This window comes from Ferdinandcohnia sp. Marseille-Q9671 (assembly GCF_976954385.1).
Map to the genome: position 1 here is coordinate 766,620 of NZ_CDRJTA010000001.1, position 20,510 is coordinate 787,129.

General features: G+C 36.7%; 18 protein-coding genes and 1 pseudogene. All 19 read right to left on the bottom strand.

What is annotated here, in order from left to right; translation table 11 throughout:
• Positions 1–60 precede the first annotated feature (60 nt).
• The 19 genes and pseudogenes from cccA to yqfD all read right to left on the bottom strand — a co-directional run bounded on the left by cccA (position 61) and on the right by yqfD (position 20,450).
• Positions 61–420 carry a cytochrome c550 gene (gene cccA / locus ACWNMY_RS04080; RefSeq protein WP_449537005.1) on the bottom strand — a complete coding sequence of 120 codons (360 nt, stop codon included), beginning with the start codon at positions 418–420 and terminating at the stop codon, positions 61–63.
• A gap of 759 nt (positions 421–1,179) precedes the next feature.
• Complete coding sequence (locus ACWNMY_RS04085) at positions 1,180–2,319, bottom strand: acyl-CoA dehydrogenase family protein (RefSeq protein WP_449537006.1); 1,140 nt, start codon at positions 2,317–2,319, stop codon at positions 1,180–1,182.
• Between the two features lie 68 nt (positions 2,320–2,387).
• Positions 2,388–2,921: a hypothetical protein gene (locus ACWNMY_RS04090; RefSeq protein ID WP_449537007.1), complete on the bottom strand. Its 534-nt coding sequence runs from the start codon at positions 2,919–2,921 to the stop codon at positions 2,388–2,390.
• Positions 2,922–3,061: 140 nt separating this feature from the next.
• The gene (rpoD, locus tag ACWNMY_RS04095; RefSeq protein WP_449537008.1) at positions 3,062–4,189 is read right to left on the bottom strand and encodes an RNA polymerase sigma factor RpoD; all 1,128 of its coding nucleotides are present in this window, start codon (positions 4,187–4,189) and stop codon (positions 3,062–3,064) included.
• Between the two features lie 53 nt (positions 4,190–4,242).
• The gene (dnaG, locus tag ACWNMY_RS04100; protein ID WP_449537009.1) at positions 4,243–6,054 is read right to left on the bottom strand and encodes a DNA primase; all 1,812 of its coding nucleotides are present in this window, start codon (positions 6,052–6,054) and stop codon (positions 4,243–4,245) included.
• Positions 6,055–6,373: 319 nt separating this feature from the next.
• Positions 6,374–6,574: pseudogene (locus ACWNMY_RS04105) on the bottom strand (DUF188 domain-containing protein); the annotation flags it as partial.
• 534 nt (positions 6,575–7,108) lie between these two features.
• Positions 7,109–7,921, bottom strand: a complete 813-nt coding sequence (locus tag ACWNMY_RS04110) for a pyruvate, water dikinase regulatory protein (protein ID WP_449537010.1) — start codon at positions 7,919–7,921, stop codon at positions 7,109–7,111.
• Between the two features lie 63 nt (positions 7,922–7,984).
• Positions 7,985–8,629 carry a helix-turn-helix transcriptional regulator gene (locus ACWNMY_RS04115; RefSeq protein WP_449537011.1) on the bottom strand — a complete coding sequence of 215 codons (645 nt, stop codon included), beginning with the start codon at positions 8,627–8,629 and terminating at the stop codon, positions 7,985–7,987.
• Between the two features lie 212 nt (positions 8,630–8,841).
• On the bottom strand, positions 8,842–10,920 hold the full coding sequence (gene glyS, locus ACWNMY_RS04120; RefSeq protein WP_449537012.1) for a glycine--tRNA ligase subunit beta: 2,079 nt from the start codon (positions 10,918–10,920) through the stop codon (positions 8,842–8,844).
• Positions 10,913–11,803, bottom strand: coding sequence for a glycine--tRNA ligase subunit alpha (gene glyQ, locus ACWNMY_RS04125; RefSeq protein WP_449538382.1), 891 nt, complete (start codon positions 11,801–11,803; stop codon positions 10,913–10,915). Before glyQ ends, glyS begins: the two co-directional genes overlap by 8 nt.
• A 506-nt stretch (positions 11,804–12,309) precedes the next feature.
• Complete coding sequence (recO, locus tag ACWNMY_RS04130) at positions 12,310–13,059, bottom strand: DNA repair protein RecO (protein WP_449537013.1); 750 nt, start codon at positions 13,057–13,059, stop codon at positions 12,310–12,312.
• Between the two features lie 101 nt (positions 13,060–13,160).
• A complete protein-coding gene (locus tag ACWNMY_RS04135; RefSeq protein WP_449537014.1) occupies positions 13,161–13,304 on the bottom strand; it encodes a YqzL family protein in 144 nt (47 codons plus the stop codon).
• Between the two features lie 312 nt (positions 13,305–13,616).
• Entirely contained in the window at positions 13,617–14,525 is a 909-nt protein-coding gene (gene era, locus ACWNMY_RS04140) for a GTPase Era (RefSeq protein WP_449537015.1), read from the bottom strand.
• Complete coding sequence (locus tag ACWNMY_RS04145; RefSeq protein ID WP_449537016.1) at positions 14,515–14,979, bottom strand: cytidine deaminase; 465 nt, start codon at positions 14,977–14,979, stop codon at positions 14,515–14,517. Before ACWNMY_RS04145 ends, era begins: the two co-directional genes overlap by 11 nt.
• 72 nt (positions 14,980–15,051) lie before the next feature.
• A complete protein-coding gene (locus ACWNMY_RS04150; RefSeq protein WP_449537017.1) occupies positions 15,052–15,432 on the bottom strand; it encodes a diacylglycerol kinase family protein in 381 nt (126 codons plus the stop codon).
• Positions 15,416–15,886, bottom strand: a complete 471-nt coding sequence (ybeY, locus tag ACWNMY_RS04155; RefSeq protein WP_449537018.1) for an rRNA maturation RNase YbeY — start codon at positions 15,884–15,886, stop codon at positions 15,416–15,418. The genes ACWNMY_RS04150 and ybeY overlap by 17 nt, the downstream gene beginning before the upstream one ends.
• Complete coding sequence (locus tag ACWNMY_RS04160) at positions 15,883–18,054, bottom strand: HD family phosphohydrolase (RefSeq protein WP_449538383.1); 2,172 nt, start codon at positions 18,052–18,054, stop codon at positions 15,883–15,885. Before ACWNMY_RS04160 ends, ybeY begins: the two co-directional genes overlap by 4 nt.
• A 236-nt stretch (positions 18,055–18,290) precedes the next feature.
• Entirely contained in the window at positions 18,291–19,259 is a 969-nt protein-coding gene (locus ACWNMY_RS04165) for a PhoH family protein (RefSeq protein ID WP_449537019.1), read from the bottom strand.
• Between the two features lie 3 nt (positions 19,260–19,262).
• Positions 19,263–20,450 carry a sporulation protein YqfD gene (gene yqfD, locus ACWNMY_RS04170; protein ID WP_449537020.1) on the bottom strand — a complete coding sequence of 396 codons (1,188 nt, stop codon included), beginning with the start codon at positions 20,448–20,450 and terminating at the stop codon, positions 19,263–19,265.
• Between the last annotated feature and the right edge of the window lie 60 nt (positions 20,451–20,510).

A 20,510-nucleotide genomic window follows, 5' to 3' on the forward strand; every position in this document is an offset into this window, starting at 1 on the left:
TCCATCTAGGACAAGGAATAGAAAAAAACCCTTTACATTTTTGCAAAGGGTTTTCATGTATTATTTCTGTTCAGTTAACCAAGTAGCAATTTCTTCTACTTGAGCTGGATCTGTTACTAAACCACCTGGCATTGCTGGAGGTTTACCATTTGTAATAATGTCTTGGATTTCCTCAGCTGAGTGTCTGTCACCTACACCTAATAATGCAGGACCAGCACCACCACTAAGATCTGCACCATGACATGCAGAGCATTTTCCTTGGTAAATTTCCTCAGGAGAAGCTGCAGCTGTTTCAGGCTGCTCATTCTCACCGTTAGCCATTTCTTCCATGTTGCCTAGTCCAACAAATCCTAATAGGAACATAAGTCCAATACCGAAAACAGCAATTAAAGCAAATGGTATTAATGGATTCTTTTTCACTTTTTCTGACCTCCCTTACCCTATGTACATAATCAAATGCGCCTTAGCGTATGTAAGCCCGAACTTTGAGTTGACTCATAAATTTCGATGCATCCCGCCGGAGGCTTTAACTAATTCAGCCTAGGTATATACTCACCCCACTATAGAAGAATGTACTTTCTGCTGAATACAGTTAAAAACTGCTATAATATATATTCTATACAAACACTCTCTATTTTACTTGAAAAATGATAGAAGTTAAAGTCCTAATTGTACAAGAACGAAATTAACATATTATTGTAAAATTATTTTTCATAAAAATTTCACAAAAATGTCATAAAATTGGATAAAAGTAATCCGTCTTCAATCTATCTGGTTTAAGATTGTATTCGGATTCTAATTGAGTATATTCTTTTCCTTTTCCTGGATTTTATGGATGCTTTTTTTAATTCAATGTAGCTAAAAGCATTCGAATATTATGTTTACGGATGCTTTTATTGTATTTTCCCTTAAAAACCATCCACAGGTGGAATATTATGGGTAAAACACTTGCTTTTAGGTTCATTTTTTCCTTTTTCTGGATTTTGTGGATGCTTTTTTAATTCAATGTAGCAAAAGTATTCGAATATTATGTTTACGGATGCTTTTATTGTATTTTCCCTTAAAAAACATCCGCAAGTGGAATATTGTGGAGAAAACACTTACTTTCCCCTCGCAACAACTCTACAAAAAAAACTCCTCACCAAGTGGCAAGGAGTATTACCTTATTAGCCAATGTTCTTAGCAACCTATTGCTCGTGCAATTACGAGCCGTTGTATTTCAGATGTACCTTCACCAATTTCTAGTAGCTTTGCATCACGCATAAACCGTTCCACATGGTACTCCTGCATATATCCATATCCGCCGTGAATCTGTACAGCCTGGCTTGTAATCTCCATACAAATCTCTGAGGCGTATAGCTTAGCCATTGATGCCTCTTTAGAGAAACTACGCCCTTGATCCTTCAGCCAGGCAGCTTTGTAGACCATATTACGTGCTAACTCTATTTTCATAGCCATATCTGCTAATTTAAACTGAATCGCTTGGAAGGTTGCTAAGGATTTTCCGAACTGTCTGCGTTCCTTTGCGTATGCTAGTGCCCTTTCGTACGCTGCCTGTGCTATCCCTACTGCCATAGCCCCAATTCCAATCCTACCGCCATCAAGGGTGATTAAAAATTGCCTAAAGCCTTCTCCCCTCTTACCGAGCAAATTCTCTTCAGGAACACGAACATCTTCTAGAACTAATTCAGTCGTGTTAGATGCGTGAAGACCCATTTTCTCATAATTATCTAGGACGTTAAAACCTTTTGTATTGGTTGGAACAATAATCGCACTTATCTCTTTACGTTCCCCATCACGTCCTGTTATTGCAGTAAGTGCCAGATGTTTCGCATAGCTCGCATTCGTGATAAAGCATTTGTTACCATTTATGACAAATTCATGATTTTCTAGTTTTGCCTCTGTTTGAGTCCCACCCGCATCTGAGCCGGCATTGGGTTCTGTTAATCCAAATGCACCAAGAGATTCACCAGTACAAATTGGTGTTAAATATTTTTCCTTTTGTTCTTTCGTGCCAAATAAATGAAGGGGTGCACCACCAAGAGATATATGTGCTGAATATGTAATTCCTGTTGACCCACAGGCCCTACTAAGCTCTTCCACAACGATCGCAAAGCTAATTGTATCTGAATCTGCCCCCCCATATTCCTCAGGAAATGGTAGACCCATCATACCTAAGTCACCGAGCTTTTGAAATACTTCTCTAGGGAAACGTTTTTCTTTATCTCGTTTCTCAGCACCAGGGGCAACTTCCGCCTCTGAAAACTCTCTCATCGTTTTTTGAATTAACCTTTGCTCTGCAGTTAAATCGAAATTCATAATATCCCCTCCCGTTGTATGCGTTTTCATTATCTATTATATAGGGAGTTTATGAATATTTAAACATTTTAAATATTTAATAAAAGAATGACTGTTACAAATCCTCCGATAAGGCCAGCAAATAAGAAATACTTTTTCTTTGAGAATACCCCAATAAACAACCAAGCAACACAATTAAGGAGTACCGTAAATAACAAATATACACCTTGTCCTTTAAAAAACATTTCACTTCCATTGACTGAAAGAATAAGGATAAATAGAGCAAGTATAATTGTTCCCAAATGTAATAAAAGAGGATTATTCCGATTTAGAATCACTGATAAAATACAGATAATTATAAAAATAAAGTTTATTACCATTTGCAATATAGGCGATATTTCAGTAAAATAAGTGACAAGAAATAAAAATGGTAAAAGCAAACCAATTCCAAACAAGTAAACATATGTTTTCCCTGTAACTGAAGTAGATGGTTTTGAAGCTTCTACGCCCTCTCCCTCGGAATAAAGAGTGATTAGGAAGTTACAATAAGTTTCTGGCAGCAATTTATTATCACGCCAATAAAGAATTTCGTTTAATATAATCTTTTTTCGATCCTGATTCATGAAAGCGCTCACCTTCTAGCAATGTTTCAAAGACTTGAACACCACTTCTCGTGGCAGCGTCTCTGTGCCCACATGTGGGCATAAAAAAAATAGTTTACTTCAATTTTATGAAGTAAACTATGAAATGTAAATAAAAATGTTTATTCTAAGAAATCCTTAAGTCGTTTACTACGGCTAGGGTGGCGAAGTTTACGTAGTGCTTTTGCTTCAATTTGACGAATACGTTCACGTGTTACTCCAAATACCTTACCGACTTCTTCAAGTGTACGTGTACGTCCATCATCTAGACCAAAGCGGAGACGTAATACGTTCTCTTCACGATCAGTTAGGGTATCTAGAACATCTTCAAGCTGTTCTTTTAAAAGTTCATATGCAGCATGTTCCGATGGAGATGTTGCATCCTGATCCTCGATGAAATCACCTAAATGTGAGTCATCTTCCTCACCTATAGGTGTTTCTAACGAAACAGGTTCTTGAGCAATTTTTAATATTTCTCTAACCTTTTCAGGGGTTAAGTCCATATCTTCAGCAATTTCCTCAGGAGATGGTTCACGACCAAGATCCTGGAGTAATTGACGTTGCACACGAATTAACTTATTGATTGTTTCAACCATATGAACTGGAATACGAATGGTTCTTGCTTGGTCTGCTATTGCACGTGTTATCGCTTGGCGAATCCACCATGTAGCATACGTACTAAATTTAAAACCTTTTCTATAGTCAAACTTCTCAACGGCTTTAATAAGTCCCATATTACCTTCCTGGATTAAATCTAGGAAAAGCATTCCACGCCCGACATAACGTTTTGCGATACTAACAACTAGTCGTAAATTCGCCTCGGCTAGGCGACGTTTTGCTTCTTCATCACCTTGTTCAATTCTTTCAGCTAATTGAATCTCATCATCAGCTGAGAGGAGGTCAACGCGGCCAATTTCTTTTAAGTACATACGTACCGGATCATTTATTTTCACACCAGGCGGAACACTAAGGTCATTTAAATCAAATTCTTCTTCCTTAGCTAATTGTTGGATATTTGGATCGTCATCATCATCATCTTTACCTTCTGCGTCGCCTAATAATTCAATTCCCTGCTCTCCAAGGAACTCATAGTATTCGTCTAGATGATCAGATTCGACTTCAAATCCGGACATACGCTCAGCGATTTCTTCATATGTCAAAACACCACGTTTTTTTCCTAATTCCGTCAGTTTTTCTTTTACTTGTTCTAATGTTAAATCAGTTTCAACTTCTTTAGACTTTTCAGCCATTTGTTCCCCTCCTTCCAAACTAGTAAGCAATAGAGGTTAGGTAACCTAATTGTTTATTGTAATGCTTTTTTCATTTGAATGATTTCCATTGCAATTGTGGCAGCTTTCCGATAGTCTTTGCTACGTTCAGCTTCAAGTTTTGCAGATTCTTTTTCTTTTATCATTGACAATTTTTGATGTTTCAACACCTGTTTCATGTAATCTGATAAAACAGAATCGGTTATTTCTTCATTAACTGACATCATTGCTATATCTGTGACAATCCTTTTTAGGTTTTCATCATGGATTCTTGTAAGGAATGTACTGATATCTGGTTCGTGACCTTCTTCATAAAAAGCATATAAATAAGTTACAATTGCTCGGTGATCTTCAATATTGAATTCTGCTTGAAGCTGATCTTGAACTTTATCAGCAATTTCTCGGTTACGCAGCATGTGAGCAATCAAAAATCGTTCAGCATTATGAAAGGCTGGAAGTAATCTCGAAGTTACGAAAGTTTTTGCTTTCGTATTATTTCTATTCAAAGAAAAATTATCCCTTTTCTTCCGTTCGGCTTTATAATACTGGACCTGTTGTTGCTTAAGTGCATCAAGTGAGATCGAAAATTCACTTGATAGCTGACGTAAATAATGATCTCTTTCTACAGCTTTTTCTAAAGAGGAAATTTCCTTAATAACTTCTTCTATATAACGGATGCGTTCTCCTTCATCTTGAAGATTTTTTCCTCTCCGTAAATACTGCATTTTGAATGCCATTAATGTAAGACTTGCCCCTATTACATCATTAGTAAACTTTTCTGTACCATATTTTTTAATGTAGTCATCAGGATCCATACCATTTGGCATTGTAGCAACTCTTACATAACAGCCTGCCTCCACAAGCATAGTAGATGCTCGTAAAGCGGCATCTAATCCAGCCTTGTCGGAGTCGTAACAGATTATAACGGATTCTACATTCCTTCTTATTATCTTCACATGTTCATCTGTTAAGGATGTGCCCATTGTGCATATTGAATATGGAACATCCGCTTTATCTGCTGCAATAACATCAGCAAATCCCTCAAAAAGAACGACTTGTTGATTTTTACGAATATGCAATCTGGCATTATGAAGATTATAAAGAGTCTTACTCTTATTAAAGATAATCGTTTCAGGACTATTTAGATATTTGGGTTCTTGTGTTTTGTCTAGTACCCTTCCAGAAAAGGCAATGGTTTTACCTTGATGGTCCCAAATCGGGAACATTATACGGTTTCGAAAACGATCAAAGAAGGAACCCGTATCTTCCTTCTTAACAAGCAAACCAGCTCGTTCCATTAACTCTGGCTTAAAGCCCCGTTTTTGGAGAAATTTCGTAGCGAAATCCCATGAGTCTAATGCATACCCAATTTCAAACTTGTCAATGATTTCTCTAGTAAAACCCCTACTGGTTAAATAGTCTAATGCTGGTTGACCCTCTTTGGTATTAAGTAATAAGTGATGGTAGAATTTTTTAAGCAATTCGTGAGCTTCTTGCATTTTTGATGCATCATTATTGTTTTTATTAGATACAGCAGTTTGCTGTTCATAATCTGATAAATCAATGTTCACTTTTTGAGCTAAATTAACTGCAGCCTCTGAAAAAGAATATCCTTCTAAGTCCATTAAAAAAGAAAATACATTTCCACCTGCCCCACACCCAAAACAATGAAATATTTGTTTATCAGGGGAAACAGAGAATGAAGGGGTATTTTCACCGTGAAATGGACATAAGCCAAAATAATTTCTTCCTTGCTTCTTCAATTGAACATATTCACTAATAACATCAACAATGTCAATAGATATACGAATTTTTTCGATTGTTTCTTCGGGAATTCGATATCCCATATTATACATCCCCAAGTAATCAAATGCGCCTTGGCGTATTTGCGCCCGATTTTCATTCGAGCTTGCCTCGAAATTATCCTTTGAAAGATCTTGGCATTCGCCGGAGGCTTACCTTAATTCAGTCGGAATTAACCTCCCACTAAATTTTTCAGTTTTTGTTTTCATCTCACCACTTTTGTAAGTAAGGACTTCTGCTGAATAAAGTTAATATATTCTATATTCAAAGTTTAAATCCTGCAAGTTTCGACAAACTTTTTTCAAAAACTTTGATAAAATGTTGTCTGTGGTCTTCAGTAAAGGGTTTTGGCCCTTTTGAGTATTACCCGCTCCGACGTTCCTTTGCAGATAAAAAGTGTAGATGTAGGATTTGCTCCATGTCTTCTTCCTTAAACTCTTTGCCGCGTGGGGAGATGACCGTTACGCCTCTGTTTACTAAAATACTGGCTAATCCCGTATCCTGGGTTATGACGACATCCTTATTCCTTGCGTGATTCATAATATAGAGATCTGCCGCTTCTTTCTCTTCATCAACCTAAACCCACTTTCCACCTGTGGGATTTGACATGACGTGAGCATAGGAAGCCACAAATACAACATTGATAGTATATGTATCAGCTATTCTAAGTATTTCTTCTTTAACCGGGCATGCATCCGCATCAACCAATATTTTATTCTTTTTTTCGCCATATTTCTCTATTCTACATCACTCCACAGATTCCTTCTTTTCCTTTGAAAGATTTAAAATATGTTCAAAAAATGTGTGATTGTCAGACTTTAGGCGAGTCATGTTTTTTCGGTTTGTTTTCATCAACTACAAGAATGATCATAAGAAAGAAAAAAATGTCGAAAAATAATCCACCTATTTTTCATCTTCCTCTTGACAACCTTCAATACATAGTTTATTCTATCCAATCCAACTCTAAACCTAAAAATATGTATTTTTATCACAATTTTTTATTATAATACAAAAGTCTTTCCCACGCCATCATTAATTGCCGTTTTTTTTTGGTAAAAAAAACATATCTAAGACAGATATGTTTAGGGAAATTCGTTTTTATTTTGTGTTACGGAAATTTAGTTTATTTAACATAATATTAGCGGTCTCTTCTACTGCCTTATTTGAGACATCAATGACATCGCAGCCAATTTTATTAACAATCGTTTCAAAGTGATCAAGTTCTTCTTTAATACGGTTAATATTTGCGTAAATGGCTTGGTCATCTAACCCCAATGATTTTAAACGCTCTCGTCTAATATGATTTAATTTTTCAGGACTTATTTTAAGACCAAAGCATTTTTTAGGTGATACCTTGAAGATTTCTTCTGGAGGGTCTACCTCTGGCACTATCGGTACATTTGCTACTTTAAAACGCTTATGTGCAAGATATTGTGATAGAGGAGTTTTAGAAGTTCTAGAAACACCAATTAATACAATGTCAGCACGAAGGATCCCTCTCGGATCACGGCCATCATCATATTTAACTGCAAATTCGATTGCTTCTATCTTTTTAAAATATTCTTCATCTAGCTTTCGGACTAGCCCAGCTTCATATCTTGGACTGCTTTCATAGAGGCCTGACATCTTCGAAATAAGAGGGCCAAGGATATCATTCACTATTACGCCTTCACGTTCTGCTTCTTGTACGAGATAATCCCTTAGTTCAGGGACAACAAGAGTAAATACTATAATTGCATTATTGAGTTTTGCAAGTGCCACTACCTCTGATAAGGTTGCTGTATCTTCAACATAAGGAATTCTTTTTATATCAGTATGGGACCCATTAAATTGACTAACAGCAGCTTTTACTACTAATTCTGCCGTCTCACCAACTGAATCTGATACTACATATACTATTCGATTACCCATTTGTCTCCCCCATCTCCTTAATAAAACACACACCAAGCACGTTTTACTTACTGCACTGAAAGACTAGATTATTTCATCTCCAGTTAGTGCAACTAATGCTTTGGTCATATTTGTCTTCGTTATTCTTCCAATAACCTCTATTCCGCGTTCGGAACGTTTTACCACTGGTAAAGCATCAATTTGCTTTTCTATTAATTTATGTGCCACATCTAATAAAAGGTCGTCTTTTTCACACATTGTTATATTTGGCATTCTCGTCATGATTATATTTACTGGAATGGATTTTAAGTCTTGGTTTCCTAGACTGGCTCGAAGTAAATCCTTTCTTGAAAGCACGCCAACTAAAAGGGAGGATTGATCTACTACAAACAAAGTACCAACATCCTCTAAAAACATGGCAACAATAGCATCATATAAGGAAATACTCTCATTTATGACAACCGGGATTGATTGATAATCCTGTACTTTAATTTTCATAATTTTATCCGCAAGTAACTGTTGTCCTGTTTTTCCTGTATAAAAATAGCCAACACGAGGCCTTGCTTCAAGGTAACCTGCCATTGTTAATATCGCAAGGTCCGGTCGCAGTGTTGCTCTTGTCAAATTTAAACGCTCTGCAATCGCTTCACCTGTAATAGGTCCGTTATCTTTAACGATTTGCAAGATATGCTCTTGCCTTTTGTTCAGTTCGATTGTACTCACCACCATTCCTAAATACATTATTCTTATGGCATTATGTATATTTTTAAGCTAAAATATCTCCTAAACTTTACTGGTTTGTATGAGATTAACTTTTTGGGAAGGCTAAAACTTCCATTTCTTACAGATTGTTTTCGAATTATGTTACAAATATTATATACTATTTTATTGACTCACGTATAGAAAAAGACTAGGAGCATCTTGCCCCTAGTTTTTCTACATTATTTCACTATAATCGAATTCATGTCTCCAATTAGGTAAATCACGCTAGCTAATTGGACCATTTGTGCGAGACGGTTATTTCGAATTGACTTATCTTCAGCCATGACCATTGTATGTTCAAAGTATTGGTCAATTAACTCTCTTAATGAGGCTAATATACGGAAGGCATCCTCTACTTGATGATTTTCCAGACTTTCAATTACCTTAGGCTTAACCTCAATAAACTTCTCATAGAGATGTTTCTCCTCGTCGGATTGGAAAAGACTTGGGTCAATATCGGCTTTCTCACCTTTTTTCGAAATGTTTACAACCCTACTCAATGATTCAATCATCGGTTTGAAATCTGGTTGTTCTTTCATTTTTTCAAGCATTTCTGCCTTTTTAATGATCAATCCTACATTGCCAATAGAAGTTCCAAGTACGGCATCAATAATATCGTATCGAATATTCCTTGAGTTCAACTCATGCTTGATTCTAAGTTTAAAGAATTGAACAAGTTCTTTATCAATTTCTTGTTTTTCTGACTTAGCAATGTTAGCTACTACAAATAAGTCCAATACATAATCAAATAGTTCTTCAAGGTTAATTTTCCAACCTTTATCTAGTAATATTTGGACAACCCCTGATGCCATACGACGTAATGCATACGGATCTTGTGAGCCTGTTGGGATAATCCCAATTGAGAAACATCCAACGATGGTGTCTAATTTGTCTGCCATACTAATCAATGCTCCAATAGTTGAACCTGGGCTCTGGTCCTCAGCATGTCGTGGCATATAATGTTCATTAATCGCGATTGCTACAGACTCCGACTCGCCATTTAATCTAGCATATCTTTCACCCATTACACCTTGTAGCTCTGGGAACTCGTATACCATATTTGTAACTAAATCAAACTTACAAATCTGTGCTGCCCTGTTTGCATGATCTTTTGTTTCGTTATCAAGTCCAAGTAGATCAGCTACATGTTTCGTAATTAGTTGAATCCTACGAACTTTGTCCCCGATTGAACCTATTTCTTCATGATAGATAATTTTATCAAGCTTCTGTATTAACTCATCAATCTTTAACTTTTGATCTTCCATGTAGAAGAAATCAGCATCAGAAAGTCTAGCTCTAAGTACCTTTTCATTGCCTCTAGCAACAGTTTCAAGATGTTTATGATCACCATTACGAACTGCAACAAAGAATGGTAATAGTGATCCATTTTTATCTTTTACAGGAAAATATCGTTGGTGTTCTCTCATGCTTGTAATTAAAACATCTTCAGGTAAAGTTAAAAATTCTTCCTCAAATTTACCGTAGAAAGCAGTAGGGTATTCAACTAGATTCGTTACCTCTTCAAGCAAATCAGCATCAATCGGTACTTCCCACTTGTTATCCTCTTCTAGGATTTTGATTTGATTTTGAATCGCTTCTTTACGCTCTAAATAATCAGCAATTACATATTGAGACATGAGTAACTTTTCGTATTCCCCAGGTGATGTTATCTCAACTTCTTCTCCTAAGAAACGATGCCCCCATGTTTTATTACTTGACGTTACGTTGGTGATGGTTAGTGGAATAATTTCATCCCCAAACAATGCAACAATCCACTTAATCGGACGTACATAACGTAGGTCACTATCACCCCAACGCATGTTTTTAGGAAAGGAAAGATGAGTTACAACGTCTTGAAGCTCACTCAGTGTTTCTTTTGTATCTTTTCCTTTAATAAATTTATTGATATGTGCGTATTCTACACCATTAATTTCTTTAAAATAAATATCCTCTACAGTAGCACCTTGACCTCTTGTGAAACCAATTGCTGCTTTTGTCCAATTACCATCCTGATCCAACGCTATCTTTTTAGCAGGTCCCTTCGCCTCTAATTCAATATCTTCTTGCTTTTCTGCTACATTATGAACTAGCACAGCAAGTCTTCTTGGAGTGGAGAAAGGGTCAACTTGTTCAAATGCTACATTATGTTCAAGTAACCAATTTGTTACCTTATCGGAAAGCTGATTCATCGCATCTGTTACGAATCGGGCTGGCATCTCCTCTAGTCCAATTTCAATCAATAAATCTCGATTACTCATTATGATCGTCTCCTTTTGCCTTTAGCATTGGGAAGCCTAGTTTTTCTCTTTCTTCATAGAACGTCCTTGCTACTTTTCTAGCCAAATTACGAACTCTTCCTATATACCCGGTTCTTTCCGTCACTGAGATTGCTCCCCTTGCATCTAGCTGGTTAAAGGTATGTGAACATTTCAACACATAATCATATGCCGGATGAACAAGTCCTTCGTCCATTTGACGATGTGCTTCCTTTTCATAGATACTAAATAAATTAAAAAGCATATCTGTATCTGAAGTTTCAAACGTATATTTAGAATGCTCATATTCAGGTTGATGGAAAATGTCTCGAACGGTAAATCCTTTTGTCCATTCAAGGTCAAACACATTTTCTTTATCCTGTATGTAAGAAGCTAAACGCTCAATCCCGTATGTAATTTCAACTGAGACTGGTTTACACTCAATTCCACCTACTTGTTGGAAATATGTAAATTGAGTTACTTCCATTCCATCAAGCCATACTTCCCAGCCAAGTCCTGCTGCTCCTAGAGTTGGCGCCTCCCAGTTATCTTCTACAAATCGGATATCATGCTGTAGGGGATCAATTCCTAATGCACGTAAAGATTCTAGATAGAGTTCTTGGATATTATCTGGTGAAGGCTTCATAATTACCTGAAATTGATGATGCTGGTATAAACGGTTTGGATTTTCTCCATATCGACCATCTACAGGGCGTCTAGATGGTTCCACATATGCCACATTCCAAGGCTCCGGTCCTAGGCTTCGTAAAAATGTATACGGACTCATGGTTCCAGCACCCTTTTCAACATCATAAGCTTGCATAAGAATACAACCTTGATCTGACCAGTGCTTTTGTAAAGTTAATATCATTTCTTGAATATTCATCATCTTGCACCTCCGAAAAAATATAAAGCGGTAGCACCTTTACCAGAAATGAGAAAACTGGCCGACTAAAATCGCCACGTCCTGTGGCGACGTTTGCACTAACAAACCCTGTGAATTAGACTCCGAATAAGAGCCGTTTTTTGCCTCTGTATGAGGTTTTCAAGTTTCTCGAGTTTCTGGCGCTACAGCTAATTTCATAAACTATACTGGAAAATAAAAAAACTCCCCTCCTCTATGCCTAAATAGTAGACATAGGGACGAGAGTTTACCCGCGGTTCCACCCTACTTGCTATCAACCCTAAAGAAGGTTGTAGCCACTTTCAATGAATACACTCTGGAACGCCTTCCTTATCTGCCTATACCCTAGCTCACACCATCCTAGGTTCGCTTTTATAGACAACAGCGGACGTTTGCATCCACTAAAATAAGTACTACTTTCCTTCACCGTGTCATATTAATATTTGCACTATAATCCAATTTCATCTGGTTGTCAAGCAAACCATATCTTACGACTTATGAAAATTTTCAAGCTGATTTAAAAATCGTTTTGATTTTAAATATAAACCTGAGTACTCCTCATAATACATATCAATGATTGTCTTTAACTCTTTTTTTGTTTCTTCCTTAACGGCAATGTTACCTAAGCGACTTAAATCAAAATAATAAAACAATCGCAGTAAGCGGATTGTGGCTTGTGTCACTTTTATATGATAAGGCTCTTTTTCGTAACAACGATGACAGAGTAAGCCACCTTCTTTGATTGAAAAGGCAAATTCGCCTTCCTTGTTGTTGCAAATTGTACATTCATCGAGCCTCGGATACAACCCTAGTAAAGGTAGTACCTTAAGCTCGTAAATATACAAAAGAACATCTGAATCAAAGCCTTCATTTAAGTAGTTTAACGTTTGATATAGCATTTCAAACAAGAAGGGGTTTGCCCTTTTATCTTCTGTACATTTATCCGTTAATTCTATTACATGTGCAGCATATGCAGTAAGAAAAATATCTTCTCGAATCGATCGAAATGTTGATATCGTTTCACCCTGCTGCAACACACCTAAACCAGATGTTTTTTGAAACATAAATTGACCATATGTAAAAACCTGGGTAATAGCAGCTAGGCGGCTGCTAGGTTTCTTAGCCCCTCTTGCCATTACCCCTATTTTTCCCCATTCACGGGTATACAACGTAACGATTTTATTCGTTTCACCATAATCACTTGTTCTTATGATAATACCTTCGCACTTTTGTAGCATGAGTGTCACCATCCAATAGGCAACAAGGCAACCATTTTACCATTGTTACTAAATGATGCGTCTGTCTGCATTGGACAGATTAGACGCGAATAATAGGATGGTCAAGTAACTGGAAAATCTATTTCTGCTAGCTCCTCATTTTGTGACTCGGGTCTCTCATTCTTCTCTTGTTCCATTTCCTTAAAAAGAAGATACGTATCAACATTACCTGTTTGACTAAACACTTTCCAGGTAAAATCTAACATAGTAACCCCACCTTTCTGTTATTTAACTAGCAAAAGACTATTCCAATTTCATTCACTTGTATGAATATCTTGACCGAAAACCTTAGAAAAAATGTTACATAAATTTTGCTAATCGATGTATTTTTTCGTAATATTTAATTTTTGAAAACTTAGTTTTCGATATCTAGCTTCAGGTGCCCAACGACTAGCGAGACTTCCCTCACCTTCGTACGATAAGTCAACATTGAATCGTTGCACTCTTCGTGTTTCCTTTATTTCCTACAGGTTCAGTCCAGTCCGTAAGTCGTTGAACGGGCACCTTACGCTGTTAAATTAATATTCGTCTTCTCTAAAGCCATAGTCTCTTAACTGGGACATTTTGTTGCGCCAGTCCTTTTGAACCTTCACCCAAAGCTCTAAGTAGACCTTGGATCCTAATAAGGCTTCAATATCCGCTCTTGCTCGTTTTCCTACCTCTTTTAGCATGCTACCTTGTTTACCTATAACAATTCCTTTTTGAGAACTACGTTCCACAATAATAGTCGCACCAACATAGATTGTGTTACCACCTTCTCTTCTTTCAAGAGAATCCATCACAACCGCAATGGAGTGTGGAATTTCTTCCCTTGTCAGGTGCAGAACTTTCTCGCGTATTAATTCAGTAATGATAAATCGTTCAGGATGATCTGTTACCTGATCAGCTGGATAATATTGAGGTCCCTCTGGTAAATATTGTTTGATTTGCTCAACCAATCTGGGAGTATTCGTCCCTTGAAGCGCTGAAATAGGAACAATTTCCTTAAATGGATAAAGCCCTTTATACTTTTCAATTACTTCTAATAATTTATCAGGGTGAATTTGGTCTATTTTATTAACAACTAGAAAAACAGGTGTCTGAACAGTTTTTAAACGTTCAATAATGAATTCATCACCACGTCCATACCCTTCTTCCGCGTTAATCATAAATAATACGATATCAACTTCTTTTAGTGTATTCTGTGCAACCTTCATCATGAAATCCCCGAGCTTATGCTTTGGTTTATGGATACCAGGAGTATCAATAAAAATAATTTGAGAATTTTCTTCAGTGTATACGCCTTGCACTTTATTTCGTGTCGTCTGAGGTTTATCGCTCATAATTGCGATTTTCTGCCCGATAACATGATTTAAAAAAGTTGATTTTCCTACATTCGGTCGTCCGATGATTGAGACAAAACCGGATTTAAATTCTTTATTTTCCATGTAAATCCTCCGGTGTAAAGGCCCCTGGTAATAAATCTTCTATAGATATTTCTTGTATTTCGCCTTTTAGATTGGTTAAATAAACTTTTGTATCACTTTGACAAAGCTCCGAAATCACTTGTCGACAAGCTCCACACGGTGGTACTGGTCTTTCTGTATCCGCAACTACTGCAATTGCTGCAAATTCCTTATCCCCTTCAGAATATGCTTTAAATAACGCTGTTCGTTCTGCACAATTTGTCACACTATATGCTGCGTTTTCGATATTACAGCCATGGTAGACCTTTCCATCCTTTGTTAGAAGGGCTGCTCCTACGTTAAAGTTTGAGTAAGGAACATATGCTAATTCTCTAGCTTTCTTGGCTTCTTCAATGAGTTGTTCAATTTTCACTAGTCTCTTCCTTTCTGTGTCTGTTAGAAGATATTCAACTGTAGTACGGAAGTGTATCTTCATTTTACATGTAAAACGCTATAATTTCATGGATTCATTGAAATTGTTACATAATTGTAAGAATTTTCTTTCTATTTATCTTCCCAAATAAGGAGCGAATAGAATGATTCCAATGATAACAGCTATCATTGCATACATTAGTACAGCTCCTGCTGCAATATCCTTCGCTTGTTTTGCCAATGGATGAAATTCACTTGTTACTAAATCAACTACTTTTTCAACCGCTGTATTTAATAATTCAACAGTAAACATTCCTCCGATTAAGAGGATAATAATAATCCATTCTACTCGTGCAATCTCGAAAAAGAAACCACAACATATGACAAGTATTGAAAATAGTAAATGGAATTGTAAATTTCGTTCCGACGTAAATGCTACCGTTAGGCCCTTTAAGGCAAACGAAAAACTTTTAAAAAAGCCTGACCATTTACTTTTAGATTTATCTTTTAAGTCCATAGGCCTCTAAAATTTCCTTCTGCTTCGAGAACATTTTTTCTTCGTCCTCTTTCGTTTCATGATCATAGCCAAGTAAATGTAGGAAACCATGAACAGCAAGGAATCCTAATTCTCGAACAAAGGAATGACCATAATCGTCTGCCTGTTCCCTTGTTCTTGGGATGGATATGATAATATCCCCTAAAAGAGTTGGCAAATCTTCACCTTTTATTTCCATCTCGCCCTCACCCATCTCTTCCATAGCAAAGGAGATAACATCTGTTGGCTGATCTTTGTCCCGGTATTCTCGGTTAATTTCCTGTATCCTCTGGTTATCAACAAAGGTAATCGAAACCTCGGTCCCTTCTTTCACACCTTCTGTATCAGCAGCTAGAAATAATAATTCTTTCAGTAGTGCACATTCTTCTTCTGATACTTCACCAATTTCATCATTAAAATCAATTTCTAATCTCATGCTTCCTTCACCTTCTGTTTAGTAGACTCTGCGGGGTATTCTATCCTAGAATGGAAAATCCCTTTTAACGATTCACATAACGTTTTTGCGACAATATCTAGTTCTTTTAGTGTGATATCACATTCATCAAATTGACCGTCCTGTAATCGGTCAGCAATAATGCTATTAACAAGCGTTTCAATCTTTTGTGGCGTAGGATTCGATAGAGATCGAACGGCCGCCTCAACACTATCTGCAATCCCAATCACGGCCGCTTCTTTTGTTTGCGCCTTTGGACCTGCATATCTAAAATCAGACTCTAAAATTTCTCTTTCGCTTTGCTGCTTTGCCTTATGGTAAAAGTATTTTAAAAGAGTAGTTCCATGATGTTGTTCAGCGATATCTACGATTTCCTTAGGCATTTTAAAATTCCGTAACGTCTCAGCTCCATCAGTAGCATGTGCAGCAATGATTGTTTTACTAAGTTGAGGTGCTATTTTATCATGTGGATTTTCAATATTCATCTGATTTTCGATAAAGAAATGCGGTCGTTTTGTTTTTCCAATATCATGATAATACGATGACACCCTCGCTAATAATCCATTCCCACCTATTGCTTCACATGCAGATTCCGATAAATTTGCAACCATGACACTATGATGATACGTACCAGGCGCTTCCGTTAATATCCTTCTAAGTAAAGGATGATTAGGATTAGATAGCTCAATTAATTTCATTGTTGATAAAATATTGAAACCTGCTTCAAAAAATGGCAGTAATCCAATTGTTAGGACTGCGGCGATTACGCCTGATAAAACAGCCATGATAATAGATGATCCATAATCTAAACTAGAATAACTTCCGTTTTGCAAGAGCATAATTGACAAGATGACCAAGATATTAATTAATGCCACAAATAGCCCCGCTTGTAGTATTTTTGCCCTTCGATTGTGCTTACTTAAAAAGAGGACACCTGCTAAACAGCCAAACAAGAAATAAAGTCCAGCTGAAAAATTAAGTGTACCAGTTACACCTTCGTTAAAGATAATACTTCCACAAACTGCAAAAATCATGCTAGAGAGAATCGCTACTTTTTCATTTATTAGTAACTTTATTAACATAGCCCCCATTGCCACAGGAACAATATAGCCTATATCAGAGTAATCGATTTGTTGGAATAAACTTATACCCTTCATTAATAGGATAGTAATAGTAAAGATTATCGCAAATATTAATAAATAAATATTTCGATGTCTGTCTGTAGGGATCAACTCATTATGGAAATGGTACACAATAACTGTAACAACCAAAAGTATAATCAGCGACAAACCAATGAATGGTTGAATAGGACTATTACTACTGGTCATTCCAAGTAGCTCTAGCTGACGATAAATATCCCTGCTTATTAAATGACCTTCTTCAACAATAATTTGTCCTTGCAAAATCTTGATGGGTTCCACAGCTTCAATCGCTTGTTGTCGTTTTTCTTCAGTAGCTTCCACGTCATAGTATACGTTTTGAACAACTGCAAAGCGTGCCATTTCACGGACTGGTTCTCTTAAAGCTGTATCTAAGCTAGCATAACGTAGTTCTTCCACTACTTTATTTTTTGCATTCTCTACTTCCGATGCAGGTATTCTCGTATTCATCACGTTATTCACTGCAGTAATTACCGCATCTTTTGCGCGTGATAATTGACTTTGAGTAGACGTTAACAAAGCAAGAAATACATCATCTGGGATTCGCTCTGTTAAATCCTCAGGTAGCTTTGTTTTTAAGCTTTTTAGTTTTTCGGCCGGTCCAACCTGTTTAGGCTCTTCCCCTCGATTCTCTTCCGAAAGATTTTCCCACTCTTTGACTTTAGCGTTATAAGACTCGAGTGCTTCAGTATTCGTTTCCTCAATTGAATCGAAAATAGAAATAACTAAATCAACTTGATTATCCGCATATTCGGTTTTTAACGTAAAAACATCTTCAACTTCCTTAGCAGCTTCATCCTGTTTTGCTTTCGTTGCAAATTTATCCTCGATTGTTATTGGTGAACGGATTGTCTGTTCTGATGGCCGTAATTCTTCTATATGTAAAACATCTGGTTTGACATTACTATACATAACTAAAAACATAATACCTGCTAGGAGTATATAGATAACGATATGGATGGATTGATAGCTTTTGACAATGGACAGCATATTTTTCAATTTATTTTTATTCCTCACCTATTCAAGCCTCCTTTATACTAATCCTTATTTTACCATATTTTTATTAAATACGCCTTTTGGCGTATATTTTTCACCAGAGAACTTTTCGAGATTCAATCACATAACTTCTTTTGTTAGTTGGAGGCATTAACTTTATTTAGCCAGGGTTGGTACCCTGGCTAAATAAAGTTAATGGTAAAAAAGACCCACTTAGTATGGGTCTTTTCCTACTGCTGTTCTTCAGCTTTTTCATAAGCCTCAATAATTCGAGCAACTAATGGATGTCGCACAACGTCGGACTGTTCTAGGTAAATAAAAGTTGAGCCATAGACATCCTTCAGTATTTGCATTGCTCCACGCAAACCGGATTTAACACCTTTAGGCAAATCGATTTGTGAAATATCTCCTGTTATTACCATTTTAGAACCAAACCCTAAACGTGTTAAAAACATCTTCATCTGTGCCAATGTAGTATTTTGAGCCTCATCTAAAATGACAAATGCATCGTCTAATGTACGCCCTCTCATATAGGCTAAAGGAGCAATTTCTATTGTTCCACGTTCCATGAGTCTCTCTGTATGTTCTGCGCCAAGTACATCGTGTAACCCATCATATAGTGGACGTAAATAAGGGTCAACCTTTTCCTTTAAATCTCCGGGTAAAAACCCTAAACTTTCACCTGCTTCAACAGCTGGACGAGTTAAAATAATTCGTTTCACTTGTCCATTTTTTAGTGCATTTACCGCCATAACCACAGCCAAATATGTTTTACCAGTTCCAGCAGGACCGATACCAAATACTAAATCATTCTGTTTGATTGCAGCAACATATTGACGTTGCCCATGTGTCTTAACACGAATGGATTTACCTTTTGCAGTCTTTGTTATTTCTTCATCATATAACTCTGCGAACGAATCAAGTTTTCCACTTTTAGCCATTTGAATACAATAAATAACGTCTCGCTCACCCACATGTATTCCTTTTCTTATTACACCAAGTAACTTTTCGAGGATTTCTTCAACAAGTTGAACGTTTGTTGGATCACCTGATACATGCAGTGCTTCGCCTCTTGTTATAATGGAAACGTTTAATTCCTCTTCAATTCTTTTAAGATGGAGGTCATTGTTTCCAAATAAAACAATTGCTTCATTTGGATTTTCTATTTGTTGTTTACTCATTACTAGATCTTCGGACATCCTTTAGTCTCCTTGAACTAATGGTATCGTAGTGACAATATTCTCAATAACATTATATTTTATTTCCAATTTTACTTTACCATTGTTGGTGGTCTGAAGCAAAACTTTTTCATCTATAATTTCAGCATCACTAGCCAATTCCTGTTCTAAAGCTCTTCTTCCGATTTTCTTTGCTTCACTAATTGCCTCTTCTTTTGTATAGGTTCTTGTGATTTCTTCGCTTTCCCTAAATGTTTTGTTTACATATGAAATTGGGAGCTCCCAATTGAAAAATTTAATATTTTTTTTAGTTGTCTCAGTCTGATATTCCTTATATTCGACCTTTGAGAACCCCCAAACGGGTACTTGAAAATTTCCTATTTCTATAAGATGCTTTTGTTTATTTTCCCCGGTTAGTACGTTAAGTTTCGTTGTAAATTCTACCTTTACTTCAGACTTGTACCATGTTTCACCAAAAATTTGACCCCGTGCCGGGACGTAGACCTCTTCTCCTTCTTTTCCAATTTTTCCTGAAACCAAAAGATCTCCCTTATTTACTAAGTCATTTTCCATTACAACTGGCTTTCCTTCTTCAACGAACATTCGCTTAATAATTGCTTTTTTATTAGCCACAAGGTTTCTAGGACTATATTGCTCTGGAGCTTCGGGTTGATTTTTCTCAACAACCTCAAATTGATAGGTCGTCCCATTTAATTCCACACCAATCCAGGTTATATCGTTAATTGCCTCTTCTAAATGCCTTTGAAGGGATTCATTATCTTCAATAAAGAATTGAAACTTCCCCTTTTCAACTCCCAGCTTTTTTAGTTCCTGAATGATTAGATGTTCTGTTTCAGGCTTTGCTCCCTCAACCTTTATTCCCCAAACCATATTAGACAACAGTGTCACAATGATAAAAAAAGAAATAGCTCCAATTACGAAGCCGCTATTATACAACGCCTTGTGAATGAGAAAAGGAAGCCCTTTTCTTCCTATAAAACGTAGTTTACACTTGTTCTTACGTACGATGCTCCGTATTTTCTTAATGTCTTTCAGATACATGGAGAAGCTCAGAGCATGGGTTCCTGGCTTCTTTACATCCCAAACAACAATACCTTGTCTAACACACTCATTAATGAACCGTTCCGTTCCTTTTCCAGAGATAACAACCTTGACACTCCCACTAAAAAAATGCATCCAATGATTTTTCATGCTTATCCCCCTAATCAAATGCGCCTTGGCGTATTTGCGCCCAGGCTTACCCTTTATTCA